This window comes from Bradyrhizobium sp. OK095 (assembly GCF_900109945.1).
In the GTDB taxonomy this organism is placed as follows: Bacteria; Pseudomonadota; Alphaproteobacteria; order Rhizobiales; family Xanthobacteraceae; genus Bradyrhizobium.
In genome coordinates this window covers 423,560-447,235 of record NZ_FOBX01000007.1, presented here as the reverse complement: position 1 = coordinate 447,235, position 23,676 = coordinate 423,560, and the positions used below count along the sequence as shown (strand labels likewise).

General features: G+C 63.4%; 21 protein-coding genes and 1 pseudogene. 10 read left to right on the top strand and 12 right to left on the bottom strand.

Going from position 1 to position 23,676, the window contains the following annotated elements:
• The 3 genes from BMW89_RS38275 to BMW89_RS21120 form a co-directional block, all read right to left on the bottom strand.
• On the bottom strand, nucleotides 1-188 hold a 188-nt coding region (locus BMW89_RS38275; protein WP_210187577.1), incomplete at its 3' end, for a hypothetical protein.
• Entirely contained in the window at nucleotides 185-1,165 is a 981-nt protein-coding gene (locus BMW89_RS21125; RefSeq protein ID WP_092028902.1) for a hypothetical protein, read from the bottom strand. The genes BMW89_RS38275 and BMW89_RS21125, both read right to left, overlap by 4 nt.
• 212 nt (nucleotides 1,166-1,377) lie before the next feature.
• Nucleotides 1,378-2,001: a TetR/AcrR family transcriptional regulator gene (locus BMW89_RS21120; RefSeq protein ID WP_092028901.1), complete on the bottom strand. Its 624-nt coding sequence runs from the start codon at nucleotides 1,999-2,001 to the stop codon at nucleotides 1,378-1,380.
• Between the two features lie 125 nt (nucleotides 2,002-2,126).
• Here BMW89_RS21120 and BMW89_RS21115 point away from each other — a divergent pair, with 125 nt between their 5' ends.
• Nucleotides 2,127-3,092, top strand: coding sequence for an alpha/beta fold hydrolase (locus tag BMW89_RS21115; RefSeq protein WP_092028900.1), 966 nt, complete (start codon nucleotides 2,127-2,129; stop codon nucleotides 3,090-3,092).
• A gap of 124 nt (nucleotides 3,093-3,216) precedes the next feature.
• Here BMW89_RS21115 and BMW89_RS21110 read toward each other — a convergent pair whose 3' ends face one another.
• Nucleotides 3,217-3,384: a hypothetical protein gene (locus BMW89_RS21110; protein ID WP_244547641.1), complete on the bottom strand. Its 168-nt coding sequence runs from the start codon at nucleotides 3,382-3,384 to the stop codon at nucleotides 3,217-3,219.
• 505 nt (nucleotides 3,385-3,889) lie between these two features.
• On the opposite strand from BMW89_RS21110, the gene BMW89_RS21105 reads away from it, so the two are divergent.
• Both BMW89_RS21105 and BMW89_RS21100 read left to right on the top strand, forming a co-directional pair.
• Complete coding sequence (locus BMW89_RS21105; protein ID WP_092028898.1) at nucleotides 3,890-4,861, top strand: SDR family NAD(P)-dependent oxidoreductase; 972 nt, start codon at nucleotides 3,890-3,892, stop codon at nucleotides 4,859-4,861.
• Nucleotides 4,862-5,136: 275 nt separating this feature from the next.
• The gene (locus BMW89_RS21100; RefSeq protein WP_092028897.1) at nucleotides 5,137-6,252 is read left to right on the top strand and encodes an alpha/beta hydrolase family protein; all 1,116 of its coding nucleotides are present in this window, start codon (nucleotides 5,137-5,139) and stop codon (nucleotides 6,250-6,252) included.
• 24 nt (nucleotides 6,253-6,276) lie between these two features.
• Here BMW89_RS21100 and BMW89_RS21095 read toward each other — a convergent pair whose 3' ends face one another.
• On the bottom strand, nucleotides 6,277-6,783 hold the full coding sequence (locus BMW89_RS21095; protein WP_177196208.1) for a MarR family winged helix-turn-helix transcriptional regulator: 507 nt from the start codon (nucleotides 6,781-6,783) through the stop codon (nucleotides 6,277-6,279).
• 408 nt (nucleotides 6,784-7,191) lie between these two features.
• Between BMW89_RS21095 and BMW89_RS21090 the strand changes: the two genes are divergently transcribed.
• Nucleotides 7,192-8,748: a porin gene (locus BMW89_RS21090; protein WP_092028895.1), complete on the top strand. Its 1,557-nt coding sequence runs from the start codon at nucleotides 7,192-7,194 to the stop codon at nucleotides 8,746-8,748.
• A gap of 268 nt (nucleotides 8,749-9,016) precedes the next feature.
• Here BMW89_RS21090 and BMW89_RS21085 read toward each other — a convergent pair whose 3' ends face one another.
• The 3 genes from BMW89_RS21085 to BMW89_RS21075 all read right to left on the bottom strand — a co-directional run bounded on the left by BMW89_RS21085 (nucleotide 9,017) and on the right by BMW89_RS21075 (nucleotide 10,904).
• Nucleotides 9,017-9,493: a GcrA family cell cycle regulator gene (locus BMW89_RS21085; RefSeq protein WP_092028894.1), complete on the bottom strand. Its 477-nt coding sequence runs from the start codon at nucleotides 9,491-9,493 to the stop codon at nucleotides 9,017-9,019.
• A 72-nt stretch (nucleotides 9,494-9,565) separates the two neighbouring features.
• Nucleotides 9,566-9,763 (bottom strand): hypothetical protein, encoded by a 198-nt coding sequence (locus tag BMW89_RS21080; RefSeq protein WP_007603456.1) that lies wholly within the window; start codon nucleotides 9,761-9,763, stop codon nucleotides 9,566-9,568.
• A gap of 199 nt (nucleotides 9,764-9,962) precedes the next feature.
• Nucleotides 9,963-10,904 carry an acetamidase/formamidase family protein gene (locus BMW89_RS21075; protein WP_092028893.1) on the bottom strand — a complete coding sequence of 314 codons (942 nt, stop codon included), beginning with the start codon at nucleotides 10,902-10,904 and terminating at the stop codon, nucleotides 9,963-9,965.
• A gap of 235 nt (nucleotides 10,905-11,139) precedes the next feature.
• Here BMW89_RS21075 and BMW89_RS21070 point away from each other — a divergent pair, with 235 nt between their 5' ends.
• The 4 genes and pseudogenes from BMW89_RS21070 to BMW89_RS21055 all read left to right on the top strand — a co-directional run bounded on the left by BMW89_RS21070 (nucleotide 11,140) and on the right by BMW89_RS21055 (nucleotide 15,103).
• A complete protein-coding gene (locus BMW89_RS21070) occupies nucleotides 11,140-11,856 on the top strand; it encodes a YdcF family protein (RefSeq protein WP_244547640.1) in 717 nt (238 codons plus the stop codon).
• Nucleotides 11,857-11,915: 59 nt separating this feature from the next.
• A pseudogene (locus tag BMW89_RS21065) lies at nucleotides 11,916-12,699 on the top strand (DUF169 domain-containing protein).
• Nucleotides 12,700-12,714: 15 nt separating this feature from the next.
• Nucleotides 12,715-13,893 carry a saccharopine dehydrogenase family protein gene (locus BMW89_RS21060; RefSeq protein ID WP_092028891.1) on the top strand — a complete coding sequence of 393 codons (1,179 nt, stop codon included), beginning with the start codon at nucleotides 12,715-12,717 and terminating at the stop codon, nucleotides 13,891-13,893.
• A 28-nt stretch (nucleotides 13,894-13,921) separates the two neighbouring features.
• Entirely contained in the window at nucleotides 13,922-15,103 is a 1,182-nt protein-coding gene (locus tag BMW89_RS21055; protein ID WP_092028890.1) for a saccharopine dehydrogenase family protein, read from the top strand.
• 108 nt (nucleotides 15,104-15,211) lie between these two features.
• On the opposite strand, the gene BMW89_RS21050 is transcribed toward BMW89_RS21055, so the two are convergent.
• Nucleotides 15,212-16,408 carry an FAD-dependent monooxygenase gene (locus tag BMW89_RS21050; protein WP_092028889.1) on the bottom strand — a complete coding sequence of 399 codons (1,197 nt, stop codon included), beginning with the start codon at nucleotides 16,406-16,408 and terminating at the stop codon, nucleotides 15,212-15,214.
• A 147-nt stretch (nucleotides 16,409-16,555) separates the two neighbouring features.
• Between BMW89_RS21050 and BMW89_RS21045 the strand changes: the two genes are divergently transcribed.
• Nucleotides 16,556-17,032 (top strand): MarR family transcriptional regulator, encoded by a 477-nt coding sequence (locus tag BMW89_RS21045; RefSeq protein ID WP_177196207.1) that lies wholly within the window; start codon nucleotides 16,556-16,558, stop codon nucleotides 17,030-17,032.
• On the opposite strand, the gene BMW89_RS21040 is transcribed toward BMW89_RS21045, so the two are convergent.
• The 3 genes from BMW89_RS21040 to BMW89_RS21030 all read right to left on the bottom strand — a co-directional run bounded on the left by BMW89_RS21040 (nucleotide 17,001) and on the right by BMW89_RS21030 (nucleotide 21,214).
• A complete protein-coding gene (locus tag BMW89_RS21040) occupies nucleotides 17,001-18,257 on the bottom strand; it encodes an O-antigen ligase family protein (protein ID WP_177196206.1) in 1,257 nt (418 codons plus the stop codon). The two genes, BMW89_RS21045 and BMW89_RS21040, sit on opposite strands and share 32 nt — an antisense overlap.
• A gap of 155 nt (nucleotides 18,258-18,412) precedes the next feature.
• A complete protein-coding gene (locus BMW89_RS21035) occupies nucleotides 18,413-19,960 on the bottom strand; it encodes an undecaprenyl-phosphate glucose phosphotransferase (RefSeq protein WP_092028886.1) in 1,548 nt (515 codons plus the stop codon).
• A 120-nt stretch (nucleotides 19,961-20,080) separates the two neighbouring features.
• Nucleotides 20,081-21,214 carry a glycosyltransferase family 4 protein gene (locus BMW89_RS21030; RefSeq protein WP_092028944.1) on the bottom strand — a complete coding sequence of 378 codons (1,134 nt, stop codon included), beginning with the start codon at nucleotides 21,212-21,214 and terminating at the stop codon, nucleotides 20,081-20,083.
• A 203-nt stretch (nucleotides 21,215-21,417) separates the two neighbouring features.
• On the opposite strand from BMW89_RS21030, the gene BMW89_RS21025 reads away from it, so the two are divergent.
• On the top strand, nucleotides 21,418-23,676 hold the full coding sequence (locus BMW89_RS21025; protein WP_092028885.1) for a GumC family protein: 2,259 nt from the start codon (nucleotides 21,418-21,420) through the stop codon (nucleotides 23,674-23,676).

The following is a 23,676-nucleotide window of genomic DNA, read 5'->3' as shown; positions in this document are numbered from 1 at the left end:
GAAGCCGCGTTCGCGCAAAACAAGGCAAGATAAAACGTCGTGGCAACCGCCCTGTCACCGAGATTATCGTGTCTCACTTGAGGGGTGCAGTCCAGTGCGTTCAATTGATCTAACGCGTCCCCCATAATGTCGCAGGAATCTGCCGAATAGGTCTCTTTTCCGTGTCTGGCGGGATGATGTTCGGTCATTCCTTAGCAGAGACATTTTCGATTTGAACGGAATTGCTGCGTTCAGGGCGATCCTTTGTATCGCCAAAAACTGAAGTCTGTGCTCCTGCCCCCACGCCAAGAGCGAATGTGCCTGAACTGCTTACGGTGCCAATAGAAACTGTGGGGTAGCGGGCGGCAGTACCCGAGGAAATCAATGCGGCCAGTATACGCGCTACTGTGGGGACTAAACGAAGAGCAATGAACACTGCTACAAGATAGTAGGCGCTGCTAGCCAATTCTCCGAACACCGGAATGCCATCGAAGGCACGCGGCACAAACAGTGTAAGAAGATACAGCAAGATAAACTTCTCTAGTTGGCGACGATCATCAAGGGCTACACCGACGTTTCCGGGAATGACCTGCACATCCTCTTCTTCGTTGAAGCCAAAGACTTTCACAGCGGGCGTACCGTTGCCTGACAGGATGAAATGAAGCGTGACTCGCTGACCCACCGGAAAATACCCGAGCAAAGCAGTCTTTTCGTTCATCCCGTCCGTTCCGACATCAGCGGAAAATGCGAGCTCTTTGGGCGGCACAGGGTCAATGCTCCAATCCAAAATTTCCAGACTAGTCGGAAATTCGAAACGAAGCTGCTGTTTGCGGATGATAGCGGTGCCGCTATTGACCATCTCGCAACGAATGTAGCCGATGTTCTCCGCTGGTCTGCCTTTGTAAGAAATACTCAGATCTTTTGCTAGGCGCTCCTCTATCCCTAGCAAGCCTTTCTTGGCGTCCACGTCGTAGGAAATTTCCCAGCGCGCCTCCTTTCGGTCTTTCAAATAGTACAGAATATAGCCACCTAGCAGCGACAGAACAGCGGATACCACTGCGATAGCAAGTTTGCCCTCGAGGGTATTTGAGAACTCGATGGCTTGTGCGACCTGTTGAGCCGATACGCTCGAGCTGTTAAATTGAAATAGAACTGCAATAATAAAAGTGAGCCATAAGCGTTTCATAATTGCCTGCCTTTGATGGTATTATCGCTCCTAGCATATCTTGAGTTGAGAAGAGATTGAAGCCGCCCTTCATTTGCGTCGCGATGCTGCCGCAAACGACTCGACGGCACTGGCTGTGCTGGCTCAACGCTGTTGTGTTCAGTTCGATCGACGGTTGTGCCTCAACGAGGGGGCGTTCTTTCGTGTCTAGTCGAATTATCTTGGTTGAACCGCTACCTCAAATACCCCACCACCATCCTTGTCGTCTCCTCCACCAGCGTCCGCACCGTCTTCTCCGACAGCACCTCCGCCTCGTTCAGCACCGTGTTGTGCGCGACCGCTTCGATCGCGCTGACGCAGATGAAGGTCGCCAGCCCCGGATCGATCTTGCGCATCTCCTTGCGGCGGCTTTCGAGGTAGGCGCGCACGAGAGCGTGGACCTCGCGGTTGAAGGCTTCGACGTCGGCGAGTTGGCCCGTGCGCGGGATCTGCTCGGCGAGCACCCGGTGCAGTTTCGGATTGATGCGGTGGGCTTCGATCGCGACGGTGACGAGTTTTTGCACGGCTTTCTCGATCGGGAGGTCGGCGACCTCTGCCAGCGCTGCGCGGACGAGGCCCATGATCTCCTCGTTGTGGCGGTCGATCACGGCGGCGACGAGGGCCTCCTTGCTGGGAAAATATTGGTAAAGCGAACCGACGCTGACGCCGGCGATCTCGGCGATGCGGTTGGTGCTGGTCTTCTCAAAACCTTCCTTGACCAGAATGCGAGCAGTCGCCTCGACCAGCGCGTCGACGGTGGCGCGCGATCGTGCTTGCAGTGCATTTTTCCGGGGCTTTGTCGGCGGCGTGCGCGCCATGGATTTGCGATCCCCAATGCGAGTAGAAAAAGCGAGTGATCGCTCGCATTATAGTCGCGGGGTGGGCCCTGTCGGCAAGCCTCTTTGTCGCCATATGGAATGCCGGGCCAGGCGGAGAACCGAGCATGAGCGTTGCACGAATTGTGTCGGCCTTGCAGTTTTGTCCTGATATCTGCGCGCCGCGTAGCCGCGATCCCGGGCCGAGCTTGCAGAGCCGCGGCTTCAACGCGCTGCTCGGGCTGCTTCCCTACAAGCAGCAGCTGGCGTCGGCCGAGGCCGTGCAGGCACATGTTCAGAAGCTCGCATTGCAGCCGGCTTCCTTCGAGCCGACGGGGTTGGGGCGCGGCGTCGAGGCGATCCTGACCAAGATGGGGGGATGGCCGGTCTATTACACGGCGCCGTCGTCGGGCCATGAGGGCTGCAACCAGATCATGTTCCTGCATGGCGGCGGCTACATCAACGAGATCGTGCCGGCGCATTGGCGCTTCGTCGGCCAGATGACGCGCAAGGCGGGCGTGGTTTGCGTCGTACCGATCTATCCGCTGGCGCCGCGCGCGACCGCGAAGGAGGTCGTGCCGGCGACGGCCGAGCTGTTGCGGATGCTGCTCGAAGATGCCGGGCCCGCGAAGGTCACGGTGGTCGGCAATTCCGCCGGCGCGGGCCTCGCGCTCGCCGCGTGCCAGTGGCTGCGCGATCGCGGGCACCGGCAGCCGAACCGATTGATATTGATCTCGCCTGCGGCCGACGCGTCGGTCAGCCGTCCGGAGCAAATCGAGATCGCAGGCCGCGATCCGATCCAGGACATTCCGGGCATACGCGAAGCGGGACGGCTCTATGCCGGCGATCTCGATGTCGGCCATTCCTTCGTCAGCCCGCTCAACGGCGCCTTGCGCGCGCTCGCACCGATGACGATTTTCTCAGGCACGCGCGATCTGCTCTATCCTGACAGCGTCGATCTCGCGGAGCGGGCGAGGGCGGTGGGCGTTTCGGTCGAGCTGCATCTGCTCCGCGACCAGCCGCACAATTATGCGCTGATGCCGACGCCGGAGGGGCGGCAGGCGCGTGCGCTGATCATGCGCGCAATAGCTTGAGGCGGGAAGGTGTGACTGATGTCACAGGGCGCGCAGCCTCGGTGGGCCGGCCTGGCGTTGCAAGCTCGCGCAGGGAAAAGGCTGCCCCGGGCGTTTCCTCGATAGACGTAATTTTGCGGGGCCTTTAGGCGTGGCCCTTGATCTCGTAGTGGCCCGGCACGCATTTGTAGCGGTCGAGACGCCAGTTGGTGTGATAGATCGGATGCTCGCCCATCCATTTCGCCAAGGGCGCCTGCGCGCCGACCGCACACGCCATCATCGACATTTCGGGCGTCATGTTGCTGTCGGTCACGATTTCCTCGACGCAACTGCCTGAGCTAGCTGCGCTAAGCCGGCAGAGCACGGCTACGACGGTCACGAACATTCCAGTCACCTCATCGGTAGTTTCAGACCACGAAGAGGATGCAAGCGGAGTGCCAGAGCCTGTGACACAAACAACACGCTGGCCTGGCCGACTCGACCCAGCGTCCACCCCCATTTGACGATTCGGATTGTAAAAAAATTGCCCTTAAACCGAAGCCGGAAAAATACGGGGGACCCGACGCGTCAATCGCCTGAGGCGGCGGTGCCACGGCGGCGGGGCCGAATCAGCGCGTCATGACGGGCGGGATTCGGCGCCGGCAGCACCCGCAGGTCGTGCACAACCCTTTCGAATAGTCCGCGCGTCGAAATAACGGATGTCGATCGTGGTCCACCCGCTTTTACCTGCGGATGCGGCGCTGCTACATTTCGCGCGAGCCTTGCCGAACGGGAGGCGATGAAGAAACAAACCGATAAGGGGAGGGGCCGAAAGTCCCATGAAGGATTTTGCAGGAAAGATCGCCGTGATCACCGGCGGCGGCACGGGAATGGGACGCGAGCTCGCACGGCAGCTCGTTGCCGAGGGCTGCAATGTCGCGATGTGCGACGTCTCGGAGGCCGCGATGGCCGAGACCAAGCGGCTCTGCGAGGTCGAGAAGCTGCCGCAGGGGCTGCGCATCACCACGCATGTCGCCGACGTCTCGATCGAGGATCATCTCAAGCGTTTTCGCGATGAGCTTGCCGAGCAGCAGAACACCGACAAGATCCATCTTCTGTTCAACAATGCCGGCATCGGCGGCGGCGGCAGCCTGTTCACCAACACGCGCGAGCAATGGGAGCGCACCTTCAACATCTGCTGGGGCGGCGTCTATCTCGGCGTGCGCACCTTCCTGCCGATGCTGGTGGCGGCGGACGAAGCCCATATCGTCAACACCGCGAGCGTCAACGGCTTCTGGGCCTCGATCGGCATGGGGCAAGCGCACACGGCCTACAGCTCGGCCAAGTTCGCAGTGAAGGGATTTACCGAGGCGCTGATCAACGACCTCCGCCTGCACGCGCCGCACGTCAAATGCTCGGTGGTGATGCCCGGCCATATCGGCACCTCGATCGTCTCCAACTCACGCAAGGTGCAGAGCGCCGATGGCTCGGAGCGCCTCAACGCCGACGAGGTGGTGCTGACCCGCAAGCGCATGGTCGCAGCCGGCGTGTCGGATGCCGACAAGATGTCGGACGACGACATCCAGGCGGTGTTCGCCGAGCGCGCCCGCAGCTTCCTCGAGGACGCGCCGACGACGGCTGCGCAGGCCGCGAAGATCATCCTCGACGGCGTCAAGGCGGAGCGTTGGCGCATTCTTGTGGGCGAGGATGCAAAGCGTCTCGACGAGCGCGTTCGTGCTACGCCCGAGCAGGCCTATGAAAGATCCTTCTACGAAAGCTTCACGCAGGAAGTCGGCTGGAAGCTCGGCTGAATCTGTTTGGCTGAGATCGTCAACGATCGCGCGCGCGTAGGTATGATGATCATCATGGCAAGAGGTGAGCAGGTAATTTTACGCTGGTAATTTTACGGCCATCTCTTGCCAGTTTTCGGCGCCTATGACGAAACGGAATGTTACGCATGCAATAAATTCCCGAGTTCAAGCGATGGTGATGTGAAACGGCTCTCATTCGGCGCACCGCGGCTTGGTCAGGGAACCAAAATAGTTTAGTGAATCACGGGTAACGCGATGACAGAGCGTAGCTCCCGATGATGCCCGCATGCCTCTCCGACGACTTGACCCTTTGCGCGGAGAGAGAGGACATCTCCGCTGAATTCACGCGGCTTCTCACCGCCGCGCAGGAGGGCGGCGCCACCATCGCTGAATGCCTGATGATCGCACGGCAGCTCAAGCAGGGCGGCGAGCAATCATGGCACCGCGAGTGGAAGAAGCTTGCACGCGCCAACCGCCACCGCGCCGAAGCGGCGTTCGCGGAGGGCCACATGGCGACCGCGCAGCGCAACTGGCTGCGGGCTTTGAATTACTACGGTGCTGCGGCGATGCCGCTTGACCAGGCCGACGAGCGCCGCTGGGTCGCGGTGCTGGCGATGCAGGAATGCGCCCGCCGCTACCTCACGGCGCGCGCGCCGACAGGCGAAGTCGTCACCATTCCCTGGGTCGAGGACCATTCGTTGCAAGGCTACTTCCTGCCCGCGTCGTCGGCAGGCGGGCGGGCTCCGACCGTGATCTGCGTCGGCGAGCCCGGCCACCGCAAGGAGGAATTCCTGTTCAAGCTCGCGCCGCATGCGCGCGAGCGCGGATTGTCGATGCTGGCGCTGGACCTGCTGGGCGACCAGCGCGACGATTACGTCGATACGCTTCTCCAGCGCCGCGATCTCGAGAGCTCGATTGCCGGCGCCATGGACTATCTGGAAACGCGCGGCGACGTCGATTTCGATCGTGTCGCCATCGTTGCGGACGGGTGGGGCTCTTCCTTCGTCGCACGCGCTGTGTTGCAGGAGCCTCGGCTGGCTGCGGCCGTCTGCGACGGCGGGCTGTGGGACCTGCACGAGCGATCCTTCTTCGCCAGCCGTTTTGCGATGAGCGATCTCAGCATCGTGCCGGTGCCGTCTGCGCCGCTAATGGCTTCCAGCGCCGACTGTCCGGTGCTGATCACGCTTGGCGAGGACGGCTGGCTCAAGGCCGACCATGCGCGGAAAATCCTGCAGAAGTCGCGGCTCGGCAGCTCCGATATCGTGCTGAAGGTATTCACCGCGGCGGAGACCGGCGCGGCGCAGGCTCACGCGGACAATCCGAGCCTTGCCAACGAATACATCTTCGACTGGCTGGAATCGCAGCTCGGCGCCGTCGGCCGGCGGATCTGAGCGGCGCCTTCGCACTTTCCTGCTTTAGTAATCGAGGGAGATCCTGACGCAGGCCTTCTCGAGCCGGGTCTTCAGCGTCGCGAGCTTGGTGGTGAATTCGGTGAGCTCGTTCTCGTCGAACTCCTGGAACACGAATTCGCGGATCGTCTTGTACTGATCGTTGAGGCTCGCGATGTGCTTCTGCGTCTTGTCGACCAGCGAGAGCCGCACCACGCGGGCATCGGTCGGCGAGGGCCGCCGTCGCAGCAGGCCTTTCTTCTCCAGCAGCTTGGACTGGGTGGTGACGAAGGACGGGTCGACGTGGAGCAGCTTGGAGACCACGTTGACCGGCACGCCGTCGTCCTTGTCGAGGTCGGAGATCGCCATCAGGATCAGCCATTGCGGGCCGCTGATGCCGAGCGTCCTCGCCCAGAACTGACGCAGCTCCTCCAGATGCATGTTGATCGACGATATCTCCCAGGTGAAGCGCCGGATGATATCCAGATTGCCGATCGGGCGGAGGCGCGCTCCTTCTTTCCTCGTCGCGGACACAACATGACTCCCGTGAACTAATTCTTCAGGCCGGTGTTCGTGGATGACCATAGTCCACGCAAGCCTGCTCTGACGCAAGTGCAGGGCAGGGTAATCTTGTCACTAAAATTACAAACATGAGCAGGTCAGTATTTTTACCGGGCCGCAGTGTTGCGCGCAGAGCACAGGTTTAGCGAAACCCGAAGGCTTACCAAATAAACTATTTTGATTAGCGGAACGGCGCAGGCATATTGCCTCGTGACGGTGGGGGGTACTCGATCGTCCCGTTGCAGGTGGTTCGCTCACGTCCCTCGCGTCGAATGCGGGTGTGTCCAAAAGCGCGAAGCGGCCGAGCGGATTGAAGAGCCGGGGATCTGGGGGGCCGTGACGGTCCGGTCTCCGAAAAATGAGCAACTTGGAGGTTTTACAATGAAAGTGGTGAAGAGCCTTTTGCTCGGCACTGCGGCGGGTCTGATCGCCGTAGGTGGTGCCCAGGCGGCCGATCTTCCGGTCAAGGCCAAGGCCGTCGAGTACGTGAAGATCTGCACGCTCTATGGTGCGGGTTTCTACTACATCCCGGGCAGCGACACCTGCATCAAGCTGGGTGGCTACCTGCGTGCTGAAGTCGCGCTCAATGCCGGCGGCAACTACAGCGCCCAGTACAACGGCGTGTTCGCGGCCAACAACCGCCTCACCAACTACTACTCGATGCGCGCTCGTGAAGATCTCAACATCGACACCCGCACCGCGACCGAGTACGGCGTGGTCCGCACCTACTTCGATGCGGTCTTCACCTGGACGAGCGGCAACTACGTCGGCGCCGGTTCGGGCACGGGCGCAACCCAGTACAGCGGCTCGCTCGGCCTCAACGCGGCCGGCACCGGCCTCGTCGGCTCGGGCAGCGGCAACGTCAACGCCACCGACGGCAACATCTCGGGCGGTGCGCTCGGCGTCTACTACGCCTTCATCCAGTTCGCCGGCTTCACCATGGGTAAGGCCGTGTCGCAGTTCGACGCGCCCTGGACCAACTACCCCGGCAACAACTTCGACCAGCTCGTCGGCGGCAGTGGCTCGGTCAACGGCGTCGCCCAGTTCACCTACACGGCCGATTTCGGCCAGGGCGTGACGGCCGCGTTCTCGGCGCAGGACCAGAGTCAGTTCTTCACGACCAACGTCTGGAACACCGCCGGCATGAGCACCACGGGCGTGCTCGGCGGCGCCTACGGCTCGAACGACATCGGCGGCACCCGGTCTCCCGACCTCGTCGCCATGCTCCGTGTCGACCAGGCCTGGGGTCTGTTCCAGGCGTCGGTTGCCGCGCACGACAACCACGTCGGCTACTACGGCGCGAGCGAAGTCACCGGTCACCCCGAAGACAAGTGGGGCTGGGCCGTCCAGCTCGCTCTCGGGATCAAGAACATTCCGACTGGTGCGGGCGACGTGATCAACATTTCGGGCGTCTACACCGAGGGCGCGAGCCGCTACAACTTCCAGTCGCTGGCAGCGACCAGCTACTCGATGTTCGGCGGCTCGAGCAGCGCGTATCAGAGCATCGGCTTTGCCGGCGTGTCTGACGCGGTGTTCGCTCCCGGCGGCGGCCTCGAGCTGACCAAGACCTACGGCTTCCGTGGTGCCTTCACCCACAACTGGAACCCGTACTGGAACACGGCGCTCTACGGCGCATGGGCTGCGGTCAACTACAGCGGCACGGCCAAGGGTCTGATCTGCGGCAGCGCCGCGTTCGCCACCCTGACCGGCACCTGTAACCCGGACTTCAACATCAGCCAGGTGGGTGTCATCACCCGCTGGACGCCGGTCAAGAACCTGACCTTCTCGACCGACTTCACCTACAGCCATCTCGACCAGAAGTACTCGGGCACGCTCACGACCCCGGCGCTCACGTCGGTTGCCAAGCCTGCGGCAACCTACGAGATGAAGGACCAGAACACCTACAGCATGCTGATCCGCGCCCAGCGCAATTGGTAAGCTGCCAGGTTTTCGGTGCTGATGAAGCCCCGGCGGGAAACCGCCGGGGCTTTTTCATGACAATCGATTTCTGAAAATCAGATGGGCCGTGCGGGGCACGAAGACGAGCTATGCGGCCCGATCACCCCCAAACTTATTTACTTACCTGAGTTGATCAGCTATATAGATCTCAGCCAAATACGAAAGTTGCGGCTCTTAGCTTCACGCTAAGCCTCCAGAAACCTCCGGCGATGCCCCGCCGGAGGTTTTCAATTTTTGGGGCGCGTTTTCAGGCGCGCATCATGCGGGCGCGCGAGTTCGGCCGGTAGGCGAGGCGGCTGTGACCGGTGCAGTAGGACTGGCCGTCGGCCGCACTGTTGCCGCAGAAGCAGAAATCATCCGCCCCCGGCGTCGAGATCGGCCAGCGGCAGCGGTTCTCGGCAAGCTCCAGCAGCGAGCAGCGATTGGCGTCGTCGATTGGACCTGCGACCATTGGCGTATCGGTCTCGCCATAGATCGTGGCGAGCATTTCATATTGCAGCCGCGGCACGGTTCTCGGCGCACGGGCCGGCGCAAGGCTGCGCTCGAGCCTGCGGTCTTCGACCGCGCGGCTGCGCGTCAGATTGAGCCGGGACAATTTGCCGATCACGGCGTTGCGGCTGACGCCGATATCGGCGGCGATCTCGCGGCAGGAGAGGCCGGCCTCGAAGTGCTGCTTCAGAAGTTCAATTCGCTCGTCAGTCCAGGTTGGTGAGAGAACAGGCATTGTAACGGTCCCAGGTTGCAGATGTCGGCCATCCGCCTCTCGAGATCCGTCCGCTTCACGCACCGCGCGCGCTCACGTTCTGCCGTTGTCGCGAATCGACAAAAGCCCGTCCTTGATGGCGAGACGGATGCCTTCCTCGATCAGAGTTCGTGCGACGCCGGGAACGCTGGTGCCGTGGGTGCCCTGTCTCACCAACTTCTCCAGGTAGGTGATGGTCGAGAGCGCCAGGGTTACGGGAATGCGGTCAGTCTCGGCTTTTTCGGTGGCCATGCCTAAACGCTAGCCTCTTACGCAGGTACATAAAAGTAACGATTAAGACTCTATTTAGGTTCGATGGCGGAAGTCAAATGGAGCTTGAGCTTGACGCTCAGCCTATTGGAATCGCACAGAAAATTAGGCGCGGCTCAGCGCGCCGCGCGGAGGACCGGGCGGCGGTGGAGCGTCGACAGGTCAGGAGAGGCTGGTCCGCTTAGCCGTGCACGATCGCCTTTTCGATCATGCAATGGATGCCCTTGGAGCCGTTGACGGTCTGGGTCACCCTGAGATCTGCGGCCAGGCTGCACAGCGTGTAGGCGTCCTCGCGCGACAGGTTTCGCGTCTCGCCGAGCAGCACGATCATGTCGCGCAGCGCCCGGACCGCGCATTGGTCGAGGTCGGGGTCCATCGCCATGGTCATGTAGTGCGTCGCCGTCTCGGCGCGGGGATAGTCGAATTTGAGGTCCTTGCGCAGCGTCAGGCGGAAGCGACCCTGCAGCGCGGTCTCGATCGCGGTGACGCAGACCTCGCCGTCGCCCTGCACGCCGTGACCATCGCCGCAGGAGAACATCGCGCCCGGAACGAACACGGGCAGATACAGCGTTGCACCGGCGCCGAGCTCCTTGTTGTCGAGATTACCGCCCATCGCGCGCGGAACGAGCGAAGAGATGCGGCCCCAGGCCGGCGGCGGCGACACGCCCATCACGCCGAAGAACGGTTTGAGCGGCAGGTCGAGGCCCCAGGGCATGCGGCCGACCATCCGCGTCCGGTCCAGCGGGATGTTGAGGAGGCGCGTCTCGTGGAAATCGTCGGGCAGGGTGCCGGACAGCGGCTTGATCATGTTCCAGCCCCAATCCTGCCGGAGCTGGACGTCGAGGATCTCGACAGCGAGCACGTCGCCGGGTTCGGCGCCCTCGACCGCGATCGGACCGGTGAGGATGTGGCCGGGCAGCATGCGCTCGTTTTTGGCGTGAACCTCGTGCATCTCAGGCGGAATGTGGAATTTGTCGCGATCGGGCAGCTGGTCCGGTCCGCCGCTGATGGTGTCGACCGTCACCTCGTCGCCGCTTTTGACGGTGAGGACGGGCTTGAGCGCGGCTTCGAAAAAGCCCCAATGACAGGTCTCGGGGCTGGAATGCAGGTGGTGATGGGTCATTTGCCGCGTCCAATCGGTTTCATCAGAACTCGTCATGAGAACCTGTTATGCCCGGGCTTGACCGGGCAATCGATCCTCTTCCAAGAAGATTTCTGAAGACGGATGGGCCGGTCAAGCCCGTGCCAACGATCATTCCAGCGAGGCTCCCCTGTATTTCGTTCTGTCCAAGACCCTCGGCGCCGCGCTGCTGCCGATCAATCTCCTGGTTGAGCTCGGCATCCTGTCGCTGCTGCTGATGCTGACGCGCTTTGCCGCGCTCGGCCGCAAGCTCGCCGTGACCACGCTGGCCCTGCTGGCACTGGTCGCGTTTTCGCCGCTCGGCAATCTGCTGCTCTATCCGCTGGAGTCGCGGTTTCCGAAGTGGGACCCGTCGCGGGGCGCCCCCGACGGCATCATCGTGCTCGGTGGCTCCGTCGACACCGATTTGTCGGCGGCGCACCGCACGCCGGTGGTCTCGTCCGCAGCCGATCGCATGCTGGCGCCGGCTGAACTGGCGCGCCGCTATCCGAATGCGCGCATCGTCTTCACCGGAGGCACGGCAAACCTCGTCGCCACCGATGCGAAGGAAGCCGACTACTCCGCGCCGATCCTCGAAAGCCTCGGCATCCCGAAGGAGCGCCTGATCGTCGAACGCGAGTCCCGCAACACCTGGGAGAATGCGATCTTCACCAAGCAATTGGTGTCGCCGAAGCCCGGCGAGCGCTGGCTGCTGGTCACATCGGCCTTCCACATGCCGCGTGCGATGGGGATCTTTCACAAGGCCGGGTTTGACGTCGAGGCCTATCCGGTGGACTGGCGAATGGGCGGGCGTGACGATCTCTTCGCGTTCTCCCATCTCGGCAAGGAGGGGCTCTTAAGGACCGACGTTGCGATGCGCGAATGGATTGGCCTGCTGACATACCGCCTCATGGGCAGGACCAGCGAGTTGCTTCCCGGGCCGGGCAAGGACTAGAACGAGGGCTGCAAAACAACAACACAGACCGGCGCGTGACCGCCGGCCGGGAGGACGCCATGCAGCAGCAGAGTGCCGAGAGGATCGATCTTGCCGGTCTCGTCGCCGATCTCAACAACCTGTTGCGGCTGAAGACGACGGTCATCGGCATGAAGCTGTTCGCGCATGCTGCCGACATGGAGGCGATCCCGAAGATCCGCCGGCCGAATGCGGTCCACACCACCGACCAGATCGTCAGCATGGCCTCGCGGCTCGGCTGGACCGTCGGCATCACCGGCGACGATCTCGTCGGTGCGCAGTGCCGCGCGGTGATCGGGCTTAGCCCGCAGGACGAAAAATGGCTAGCCGGCGAAAACTATGTCGGCGTCTGGCACGGCACGGCCGAGGACGCGCGCAAGCGCCAGGAGGCGCTGGATGTGGTTCCGTTCGGGCAGTATCAGGCGCTCGCGGTCAGTCCGCTCGCCAGCGGCCGGCTCGATCCGCCTGATATTTGCCTCGTCTATGCGACGCCCGGGCAGATGATCATCCTGATCAACGGGCTGCAATATACCGGCTACAAGAAGTTCGAATGGGGCGTGGTCGGCGAGACCGCCTGCGCGGATTCCTGGGGACGCGCGCTCAAAAGCGGGGAGCCCAGCCTGTCCTTGCCATGCTATGCCGAACGGCGCTATGGCGGCGTGCCGGACGAGGAGATGCTGATGGCCCTGAAGCCCGAACATCTCGCCAAGGCAATCGAGGGCATGAAGGCGCTGGCCAAGAACGGCCTGCGCTATCCGATCCCGCCCTATGGTATTCAAAGCGACGTCCGTGCCGGCATGAGGCGTGAGTTACGCGAAGAAGTAGAAATAAAGGTCGACCATGGGCTCTGCGAAATTCGACATCGTCGTCTACGGCGCGACCGGTTTCACCGGCCAGCTCGTCGCCGAATATCTGACCCGGCATTACAAGGGCGACAAGCAGCTTAAATGGGCGATGGCAGGCCGTAGCCTCGGCAAGCTGAAATCGGTGCGCGATGCGATCGGCGCGCCCGGGAATACGCCGCTGATTGTCGCGGATGCGTCGGACGCGGCCTCGCTGAAGGCGATGGCGGAGCAGACGATGTCTGTCATCACGACGGTCGGACCGTATCAGCTCTATGGCGAGGACTTGCTCGCGGCCTGCGTCGCCACCGGCACCGATTATTTCGATCTCTGCGGCGAGCCGATCTGGATGCGGCAGATGATCGACAAGTACGAGGCGGAAGCCAAGGAGAGCGGCGCGCGCATCGTGTTCTCCTGCGGCTACGATTCCGTGCCGTTCGAGCTCGGTACGTTCTTCGTGCAGGAAGAGGCCAAGCGTGTATTCGGCGCGCCGGCCGCGCGCGTGAAGGGCCGGGTCCGCGACATGCGCGGCACGATGTCCGGTGGCACCGCGGCGAGTGCGAAAGCGACCTTCGATGCGGTCGCCAAGGATCTCAGCCTCGTCACCATTCTCAACGACCACTTCGCGCTGACGCCCGGCTTCACCGGTCCGAAGCAGCCGAAAGGCAACAGGGCAGCCTTCGAGGAGGATCTGCAATCCTGGGCCGCGCCGTTCATGATGGCGCTGATCAACACGCGCAACGTCCATCGCTCCAACATGCTGATGGGCTTTCCCTACGGCCAGGACTTCGTCTACGACGAGATGGTTTTGACCGGTCCCGGCGAGAACGGCGAAGCCAATGCGAAGCGCGTGATGGCGGTCAATGCCGAGAAGACCGGCCCGAATGCGCCGAAGCCGGGCGAGGGGCCTTCGAAGGAAGAGCAGGAGAAGGGTCTCTTCAATCTGCTTTATGTTGCGATCGCGCCGGACGGCCGCCAGGTCCGCGCCGGCGTCACCGGCGACCGCGATCCCGGCTACGGCTCGACCTCGAAGATGATCTCCGAATGCGCGATGTGCCTGCTGCGCGACACGACGGATGTTGCGGCTGGTTTCTGGACACCGGGCGCGGCGATGCAGCACAAGCTGATCAAGCGGCTGGTGGACAATGCGGGGCTGACGTTCGCGGTGGAAGCGTAAAGTCCACGATCCCCGAGGAAGTCGATCCGTGTCCGCAAAGTTCGACATCGTCGTCTACGGCGCGACGGGATACACCGGCCAGCTCGTCGCCGAGTATCTCGCCGCGCATTATGTCGGTGACGGGCCCCCGACATGGGCGATGGCCGGGCGCAGCCAAGACAAGCTCGCCTCCGTTCGCGATGCGATCGGCGCACCTAAGGACACGATGCTCATCGTCGCGGACGCCGCCGATCCCGCGTCGTTGCGCGCGATGGTCGATCAGGCGAAGCTGGTCGTCACCACGGTTGGTCCATACCAGCTTTATGGTTCCGATCTGCTTGCCGCCTGCGTGGCATCAGGCACCGACTACATGGATCTCTGCGGCGAGCCGATCTGGCTGAAGCAGATGATCGACCGGCATGAGGCGGCCGCCAGGGCGAGCGGCGCGCGCATCATGTTCTCCTGCGGCTTCGATTCAATCCCGTTCGAGCTCGGTGCGTTCTTCGTTCAGGAGGAAGCAAGGCGTGTGTTCGGAACGCCGGCGCCGCGCGTCAAAGGACGCGTCCGCGATCTCAGCTGGAAATTCTCCGGCGGCACCTCGGCGAGCGCGAGGCTCACCTTCGCAGCGGTCGCGCAGGATCTCAGTCTGGTGTCGATCCTGAAAGACCCCTTTGCATTCACACCCGGCTTCGAAGGGCCCAAACAGCCGCGCGGCAACAAGCCTGTTTTCGAGGAGGATTTGCAATCCTGGTCGGCCCCGTTCGCGATGGCGATCCTCAATACGCGCAATGTCCATCGCTCCAACATGCTGATGGGATTCCCGTATGGCAGGGATTTCGTCTACGACGAGATGGTGCTGACGGGGGCCGGCGATGAAGGCCAGGCCAACGCGAAGCTCGTCATGGCGGCCAACAGTGAGAAGACCGGCCCTGAAGCGCTCAAGCCCGGCGAGGGACCGTCGAAGGAAGAGCGCGACAACGGTCATTACGACCTGCTCTATGTTGCGGTCGCGCCCGATGGCCGTCAGGTTCGTGCGGCGGTGAAGGGCGATCTCGATCCCGGCTATGCGTCAACGGCGAAGATGATCTCCGAATGCGCGATCTGCCTGTTGCGCGACACGCCTGATGTCCCGCCCGGTCTCTGGACGCCGGGCGCAGCGATGCAGCACAAGCTGATCAAGCGGCTGCAGGAGAATGCAGGGCTGACGTTCGCGGTGGAAGCCCAGGCGTAGCTTCCGTAGGGTGGGCAAAGCGAAGCGTGCCCACCGCTTCGATCGCGGTTGCGGAGAGATGGTGGGCACGGCGCGTTGCGCCTTTGCCCACCCTACGGCAGTGTATACTTACACCGCCCGCGCGTCATAAGCGTACATGAATTCCATGCTCTTCGAGCCCAGCGGCAGCAGCCATTTCATCATCTGATTGCGCATCCATGCGCCGGTGGCGCTGAACTCGCGCTTGCTGTTGCCGTTGCGGCGCGCCAAGGCGACGATCTTTTCGGTGCGCGGGCGGCGCTCGGCCTCAAATGCCCTAAAGGTGGCGCCGAGCTCCTGTCCCTCCTGCATCAGCCGCGCGAGCCGCATCGCATCCTCGAGCGCGAGCGAGGCACCCTGGCCGGCATGGGGGCTGGTCGCATGCGCGGCATCGCCGATCAGCAGCGAGCGCTTGCGTGACCAGGTCGGCAGGGTCGCGACGTCGAGCGTGTCGGTGACGACGATGTTCTCGGCGGCTTCGATGATATCAGGGATCGGATCGTGCCAGCCGTGATGGAAGCCGCGCAGATGCTGCTTCAGCGTCGCCGGGTCGAGCGCGCGGAACATCGCGGCGTCCATGCCGTGCGCGGGCTGCGTGCTCCACCACATCACGCCGTCGTTCGGATCGGGACTGCAATAACCGTAGCCGAAGAAGCCGCTCTGCCCGAACGTGGTCTCGACGTGCCGGCCGATCGGCCTGCCGTCGAGGACGGCGTGCGGCACGAAGCCGCCGAAGCCGATCAGGCCGGTGTTGAACGGTTGCGGCCCGTCCGGGATCACCTGGCGTCGAACCACCGAATGCACGCCGTCGGCGCCGATCAGGAAATCGCCTTCAGCGGTGGTGCCGTCGGCGAAATAGGCGATGATCGGCTGGTCGCCGCGGTCCTCGATCTTGATCAGGCGCTTGTCGAAATAGAGCGAGACGCAGGAGCACCAGGCCTTGTCGATCAGGATTTCGTTCAGCGTGGCGCGGCAGATGTTGACGGCGGGCTGGCCGAAGCGCCGCGCCATGTCGCGGTTGATCGAGCCGAGCCGTTCGCCGCCTTGCGAATAAAAGTCGAAGGACTCCGCGATCGAGCCGCGGCTGACCAGCTCGTTCCCAAGCCCGATCTCGTCCAGCACATGCATGCCGTTCGGCGCGATTTGAAGGCCGCCGCCGATGCCTTTGGAGTAGGGCCAGGCTTCGTAGATCGCGGATTCGATGCCGGCGCGGCGGAGCAGGATCGCGGCAACGGGCCCGGCGATGCCGGCGCCGATGATCAGGGCCTTGCGGGGACGATAGGACATGACTTGCTCCGGACGCTTCCGCGATGATAGGAGGAATTACGGTTGCTAAATCTCTTAGTGACTAAGATATATGATCGCTAAGATATGAGGTCGACCTTGTCAAGGGCAAAGGCGCGCGCGGCGTTGTTGGGGGAACTGGAAGAGGCGATGCGGCGGTCGTCGGCGCAGGGCGTGCTCTATGGCCAGACCGTTGCCAACGTGGCCGGAATTGCCAATTCCGACCTCGAATGCATGGACATTCTCTACCTCGAAGGACGCGTCACGGCGGGCCGGCTCGCCGAGGTCACGGGGCTGACGACCGGCGCCATCACCGGTGTGGTCGACCGCCTCGAGAAGGCCGGGCTGGTGCGCCGCGAGCGGGACGAGGCCGACCGCCGCAAGGTCTTCATCGCAGTCGTGCCGGAGACGGCCATGAAGATCGGCCAGCTCTACGTGCCGATGCAGCAGGCGATGGAGAAGGTCTTCAACGCCTATACGGATGAAGAGCTGCGGCTGCTGCTGCGTTTCGCGACCGAAGGCTACAAAGGCGTGCTGGCTGCGACCGCGGCGTTGAAGGGCCTGATCGATACGCCGCCGGAGAAGCGTCCCGCGTTCAAACTGAAGAAGCGTCCTGGCCGTACCTGATCTTGTAGATCTGCGCGGCGGCGATCATGCCCCACATCGCGCCCAGCATCATCCAGAAGTGGCGCCAGTGGTCGGTGTCGATCACGAAGCTTTCGCCGACGGTGCCGACGAAGGCAGAGAAGACCGCCAGATAAGCGCGCTGCCAGGGCACGCGGACGAAGATGTGCCGGAAGCCCATGATCACAGTGGTGAACACCAGCGCGGGATAGCACATGCCGGAGAGCCAGCCGCCGGACATGAAGGCGTTCAGATAGGAATTGTGAGTGTCTTCGGGGAAGAAGCGGTGGAATTGCAGAGGGCCGATGCCGAATGGCAGGTCGAGCGCCATCTCCGCACCCAGGATGTGCCGGCCGAACCGGCCGAAGCGGCCCTCGTCATAGCTCTGGTCGAAGCTCGCGCGTTGCTTGAACATCTCGGCGGTAGCATCGAATGACAGCAGCACCGCGATCAGCGCAATACCCAGCACCGCGGCGACGATCGCCATGACGACGATGCGCGAGCGTTGCGCATTGGTGCGGCTGGTCAGCACCATCAGCGCCAGCATGAAGGCGGAGGTCAGCACGAGGCCACCCCAGGCGGCGCGAGAAAAGGCGAGCAGGATCGCCAGCGACATGATGCCGAAGGCGAAGACGTTGCGGAAGGCCTTCGCCAGTCTGTCCGAGACTACGCTCTGGAGCGCGAACAGCGCCGGCAGGATCAGGAAGGCGCCGAGCACGTTCGGGTCCTTGAACGTGCCGCGTGCGCGTCCGTAGAGGGTGAGCAGATCGTCTCCGCCGGGAACCAGGTGGAAGTAGCCCGCGACCGCCGACAGCGAGGCAATCATCGCGCCGACCACGAGGCCGCGGCGGAGCATGTCGAGCCGGGCCGCGGTGTCCTCGGATGTGATCATCGCGAAAAACACGACTGTGACCGCCATGTACCAGGACGTAGCGATCCAGCTCGCCACCTCGGATTGCTCGAACAGCGGGATCGCGCTGATAGTGTAGCCGACATTGAGCAGCACCAGCATCAGGATCAGCGGCATCAGCGCGAGTCGCAGGCGGAGCCCGGTGGCGAAGAAGGTGACGGTGGCGAGTAGCGTCACGATCTCGTAGGGGCTCGGTTCGATGAAGACGATCGCGCCGGAGGCGCCGACCAGCCACACCAGCGCGCGCTGGAGCGCCAGCACGCCGGGCGCGGCCGGTGCGGCTACGTTCATTCCACCGGCTGTCACCGCATACGCCATTATACGCTCATACGCCTACGCTACTCGTACGCCACAAACACCGCTGTCATCGCCCGGCTTGACCGGGCGATCCAATATTCCGCGGCGCCCATTGCGGAAAACGGCTGGCGCTACGGCGTACTGGATGCCCCGGTCAAGCCGAGGCATGACGGAACTCAATACGCGTTCTCGTTCTTGGTCAGCAGCGCGATCGGCGTCTTCAGGAGAATGACGAGGTCGAACAGCACCGACCAGTTCTCGATGTAATAGAGATCGAACTCGACGCGCTTCTGGATCTTCTCTTCATTGTCGATCTCGCCGCGCCAGCCGTTGATCTGGGCCCAGCCGGTGATGCCGGGCTTGACGCGGTGGCGGGCGAAATAGCCGTCGACGGCTTCGTCGAACAGGCGGCTCTGGAGCTTGCCTTGCACCGCATGCGGGCGCGGGCCGACCAAAGAGAGATTGCCGGAGAACACCACGTTGAAGAGCTGCGGCAGCTCGTCGAGGCTGGTCTTGCGGATGAAGCGGCCGACGCGGGTGACGCGCGGATCGTTCTTGGTCACGACCTTCGATGCCGTCGGGTCGGCCTGGTGGTGATGCATCGAGCGGAATTTATAGACGTCGATGCGCTCGTTGTTGAAGCCGAAGCGCTTCTGGCGGAACAACACGGGGCCGGGGCTGTCGAGTTTCACCGCCAGCGCGACCAGTCCCATCACCGGCAGCGCTGCGAGCAACGCGAGGCTGCCGACGATGCGGTCGAACAGCCATTTCATCACCAGATCCCAGTCGGTAATCGGCGCCTCGAACACGTCGAGCGTCGGGATCTCGCCGAGATAGGAATAGGAGCGGGGACGGAAGCGCAGCTTGTTGGTGTGGGCGGAGAGGCGGATGTCCACCGGCAGCACCCAGAGCTTCTTCAGCATCTCCAGGATGCGCGTTTCGGCGGAGATCGGCAGCGCGAACAGCACGAGATCGACGCGGGTGCGGCGGGCGAACTCGACGATGTCGTCGACCTTGCCGAGCTTGCGCGCGCCGGCGCAGGTATCGAGTGCGCGGCTGTCATTGCGGTCGTCGAACACGCCGAGCACGTGAATGTCGGAATCCTCCTGCGCCTTTAGTGCCTCGACCAGCTGCTCGCCGTTTCTGTCGGAGCCGACGATGATGGTGCGGCGGTCGAGCCGGCCCTCGCGCCCCCACGCACGCACCATCGAGCGCAGCACCAGGCGTTCGGCGACGAGCGCGGCAAGCCCGAGGAAGTAGAAGGCGGCAAGCCACAGCCGTGACATTTCGCTGCCGAACTTGGCGAAGAAGGAGATGCCGATGAACAGCAGGAAGACGAACGACCAGGACGAGATCATCCGCGTCATCTGCCGCAGCTGTCCACGAAACAGCTGCACTTGATAGATGTCGGCGGCCTGGAAGCAAACGACGGCGGCGATCGCGACGGCAACGATCTCGGCAGGGTAAACCCAGCTGAAGCCGATAAGCGGCATGACATAGCCGACATAGACTGCAATGCCGACAAGGCTCAGCAGCGTGAAATCGGCCACGCGCACGAAGCCGGTGATGACGATCGGCGAATAGGCGCGGGCGACCTTCTGGTTGACGACCTCGAGCGCTGCCGGCGTCAGGCGGCGGCGACGTTCCACAAAGGGCTGGTCAGCGGGCCTCGCGGCGGCGCTGGTCGCGGCATCGAGCATCGAGCGTGCGTTGAGCGGTTCCACGGGCGTCCACGTCCATTCCAAAAACCCGCGGGACGCGTCCTTGCGCCCCGGGCGAGCATCCCCTGGCACCTGGATTATCGGACAAATCGGAAGATTCTCTAAAGCGGGCCTTAAGGATGGTTAGTGATTGGTAAATGCGTCGCGATAACCCGCGAGCACGCCATCAACCATCGCGGCTTGCGAGAAATGCGCGGAGATGCGCTCGCGCAAGGACGACGCGCGTTGCGCGGTGCCTTGCGGATCGTCGAGCGCGGATGCGATCGCCTCCGCCATCGCCTCGGCGTTGCTCGCCGCGAACAGGGCGGAGCTTTCGGGCCCGAAAATCTCGGGGATGCCGCCGACGCGGGCCGCGATCATGGGAATGCCGGCGGCTCCGGCCTCGATCACGACATAGGGCATGGAGTCGCCGCGCGAGGGCACGACCAGCAGGCGTCCTTTGGAGAAGCCGTAGCGCGCCTTGACGTGGCCGATGAAGCGGATCGCGCTCGTGAGGCCGAGCCTCTCGACCTGCGCTTTCAGCGCTGCCGTCTCCTCGCCGTCGCCGCCGAGCGTGAGCGTGACCTTCTTGCCGCCTTGGTGCAGACGCGCGACCGCATCGACCAGCAGATCCGCGCCCTTGATGTGCCTGAACTCGCCGACATAAGCGAGGTCGGTGGCATCGTCCGCGATGACAACAGGCTCGAATTCTTCCGGCGTCACGCCGTTGAAGACGCAATGCACCACGCCCTTGGGCGTGCCGACGATGCGCTGATAGGTGTCGCGGGCAAATGCGCTCTCGAACAGGAACAAATCCGTCGCGTCCATCAGCGTCCGCTCGAGCCGCGCGTAAAACTCGCCCTTGAGAGTGTTCAGAGGATAGTGCAGCGAGCCGCCATGCGGCGTGTAGATGCGGATGGTGTCGTCGGAGCGGCGCCGCATCCGGACGAAGGCGCCGGCCTTGGCGCCGTGGCCGTGCAGGACGTCAGGCTTGAGCGCGCCGATCAGGCGTCGCATCCGCAGCCACACCAGGACATCATCAGGCGACGGTTCTCGGTGGATCGCGAGGCGGTGTACGCCGAGCTTCAGCCGCGGCGCGAGCTCGGCCAGCGCCTTGTCCGCGCGCTCGCCGCCGGTGAGGCTGTCGGCGAGGATGCCGACATGATGGCCGCGATCGACCTGGCCGTTGGCGAGATCGAGGATGTGGCGGATGATGCCGCCCACGGGAGCGCGGACGGCGTGAAGGATACGAAGCGGCTGGTCGGGCGAGGGGGGCATGATCAAAACCAGCGCGGCGTGCGGCGAATGCTCGAACAATTCTCGAAATATCGAGATGGATTAAGAGCCCTCGTGGTTAACAAATGGTGTCGAGCGCGTGTGCGCCGTTCGCGCGACGTCGCGATTAACCCAGCAGCAACCTTAATGGAGTGTAATCGCTTCGGTTGAGGTCAAGTCGCAGCGTTGCCCTGCGGGAGTGTTCGATGCGTTTAGCGTTCTGGCGTGCCGGCAAGGACAAGGCTGTGGTCGAGCGGGCTGTTGCGAAGCCCAAGGCCGAAGCCAGGGTGGCCGAAGCCGCACCCAAGGTTGAAGCAAGGCCTGCGCCCGTTGCGGCGAAGCAGGTGCCAGTCGAATCCGGTGACATCGATCTGCACGCGCTCGGCGGCGCACTTGCCCGCAAGCGCGGCTGGATCATCGTGCCGACGGTACTCGCGCTCGTCGCGTCTGTCGCTGTCGTCAATCTCGTCACGCCGCGCTACAAGTCGGAGTCGCGCATCCTGATCGACGGCCGCGAGAACGTGTTCCTGCGTCCCAGCAGCGACCGCAGCACCGAGGAGCGGCAGGCGCTCGATGCCGAGGCCGTCACCAGCCAGGTGCAGCTCGTGTTGTCACGCGATCTCGCGCGCGAGATCATCAAGAAGAACAAGCTCGCGGAACGGCCCGAATTCGATCCGGTGCTGCAAGGCATTTCGCCGCTGAAGTCGCTGGCGGCGCTGGTCGGCATCGGCCGCGACCCGTTTTCGATGACGCCGGAAGAGCGCGTGCTCGATGCCTATTACGAGCGGCTCCAGGCTTACGCCGTCGACAAGTCGCGCGTGATCGTGGTCGAGTTCCAGTCCGCCGATCCGGACCTTGCCGCGCGCGTCGCCAATTCGATCGCCGACGGCTATCTCGTGCTCCAGCAGAATGCGCGCCAGGACCAGGCGCGCAATGCCAGCCAGTGGCTCTCGGGCGAGATCGAAAGCCTGCGCAAGAAGGTCTCCGACGCCGAAGCCAAGGTCGAGGATTTCCGTTCGAAGTCGTCGCTGTTCGTCGGCACCAACAACACCACGCTGTCGAACCAGCAGATGGGCGAGGTCAACACCCAGCTCAACAACGCGCGCTCGATGAAGGCGGATGCGGAATCCAGGGCCCGGCTGATCAAGGAGATGCTCCAGAGCGGCAAGCCGATCGAAGCATCCGAAGTGGTGAACTCCGAATTGATGCGGCGACTGTCCGAGCAGCGGGTCACGCTGCGTGCGCAGCTCGCCGAACAATCATCCACGCTGCTCGGCAACCATCCGCGGATCAAGGAGCTGAAGGCCCAGCTCGGCGACCTCGACGGTCAAATTCGCGATGAGGCGGCCAAGATTTCGCGCTCGCTCGAAAGCGATGCACGCATTGCCAGCGGCCGGGTCGACGGCATGATCACGAGCCTCGAGCAACTCAAGAAGCAGGCGACGTCGACCAACGGTCAGGATGTCCAGCTCCGAGCGCTCGAGCGCGAGGCCAAGGCGCAGCGGGATCTGCTGGAGACGTATCTCGGGAAGTACCGCGAGGCCAGCACCCGCGAGAGCATCGACACCGCGCCGGCGGAAGGCCGCGTCATCTCGCGCGCCATCGTCTCGAACACGCCGGCCTATCCGAAGAAGCTGCCGATCGTGCTGATCGCGACGATCGCGACGTTGTTGCTCTCGTCAGGCGTCGTCGTCACCGGCGAGCTGCTGCGCCAGACCGCGCCGCGCGCGGTGGCTGTCTTGACGCCGGCGCCGGTGCGGGCGGCGGTCAGGCATGAACCGGAGGTCGATCCGGTCGTCGAGCCGGTGATGAAAGACCCTGCGCCGCTTCAGCCGGAGATGACGACTGACGCCGACGTCACCGGATTCGCCGAGATCGAGCGTCTCGCCGACAGCCTGCGCGCCGCGGGCGCGGCGGCGAAGAAGGTCACGGTGCTTGGCACCGCCTCGGGCGAGGCCATCACGCTGTCGACGCTGACGCTGGCCCGGCACCTGGCGCGCGACGCCCGCGTCGTCGTGGTCGATCTCGCCGCGTCCTCGCCGACGATTGCCGCGGTGTCCGTCGATGCTTCGGCGCCCGGCCTTGCCGAGCTGATGCGGGGGGAGGCCTCGTTCGCGCAGATCATCACGAGGGACAAGCTGTCGCGGCTGCATCTGGTCTTGGCCGGCCGTCCCGGCTTCGATCGCAGCCTGCTGCAATCGCCGCGCGTGACGCTCGCGATCGACGCGCTGCTCCGCGCCTACGATTACGTGCTGCTCGACGCCGGGAGTGCCTCGGATCTTCCGGCCGAGCTGCTGACGGCGAACGCCCGCGCCGTCGTGGTGCCCGATGCCGCGATGACGCCGGATGCGCGCACGCTGATGTGTGAGCAATTGCTGGCCGTCGGCTTCAGCGACGTGACGATGCTGAGCAGGCCGGTGCAGCCGTCGAATGGGCCAGAGACGCTACGCGTGGTGGCGGCGTAG

Coding starts and splice junctions, on each gene's coding strand:
- BMW89_RS21030 (WP_092028944.1), bottom strand. CDS start 21,214: ATGCCCCCCTCGCCCGACCAGCCGCTTCGTATCCTTCACGCCGTCCGC.
- BMW89_RS21090 (WP_092028895.1), top strand. CDS start 7,192: ATGAAAGTGGTGAAGAGCCTTTTGCTCGGCACTGCGGCGGGTCTGATC.
- BMW89_RS21040 (WP_177196206.1), bottom strand. CDS start 18,257: ATGGCGTATGCGGTGACAGCCGGTGGAATGAACGTAGCCGCACCGGCC.
- BMW89_RS21105 (WP_092028898.1), top strand. CDS start 3,890: ATGAAGGATTTTGCAGGAAAGATCGCCGTGATCACCGGCGGCGGCACG.
- BMW89_RS21060 (WP_092028891.1), top strand. CDS start 12,715: ATGGGCTCTGCGAAATTCGACATCGTCGTCTACGGCGCGACCGGTTTC.
- BMW89_RS21070 (WP_244547640.1), top strand. CDS start 11,140: ATGCTGACGCGCTTTGCCGCGCTCGGCCGCAAGCTCGCCGTGACCACG.
- BMW89_RS21120 (WP_092028901.1), bottom strand. CDS start 2,001: ATGGCGCGCACGCCGCCGACAAAGCCCCGGAAAAATGCACTGCAAGCA.
- BMW89_RS21045 (WP_177196207.1), top strand. CDS start 16,556: ATGCGGCGGTCGTCGGCGCAGGGCGTGCTCTATGGCCAGACCGTTGCC.
- BMW89_RS21075 (WP_092028893.1), bottom strand. CDS start 10,904: ATGACCCATCACCACCTGCATTCCAGCCCCGAGACCTGTCATTGGGGC.
- BMW89_RS21025 (WP_092028885.1), top strand. CDS start 21,418: ATGCGTTTAGCGTTCTGGCGTGCCGGCAAGGACAAGGCTGTGGTCGAG.
- BMW89_RS21115 (WP_092028900.1), top strand. CDS start 2,127: ATGAGCGTTGCACGAATTGTGTCGGCCTTGCAGTTTTGTCCTGATATC.
- BMW89_RS21050 (WP_092028889.1), bottom strand. CDS start 16,408: ATGTCCTATCGTCCCCGCAAGGCCCTGATCATCGGCGCCGGCATCGCC.
- BMW89_RS21100 (WP_092028897.1), top strand. CDS start 5,137: ATGATGCCCGCATGCCTCTCCGACGACTTGACCCTTTGCGCGGAGAGA.
- BMW89_RS21125 (WP_092028902.1), bottom strand. CDS start 1,165: ATGAAACGCTTATGGCTCACTTTTATTATTGCAGTTCTATTTCAATTT.
- BMW89_RS21085 (WP_092028894.1), bottom strand. CDS start 9,493: ATGCCTGTTCTCTCACCAACCTGGACTGACGAGCGAATTGAACTTCTG.
- BMW89_RS21080 (WP_007603456.1), bottom strand. CDS start 9,763: ATGGCCACCGAAAAAGCCGAGACTGACCGCATTCCCGTAACCCTGGCG.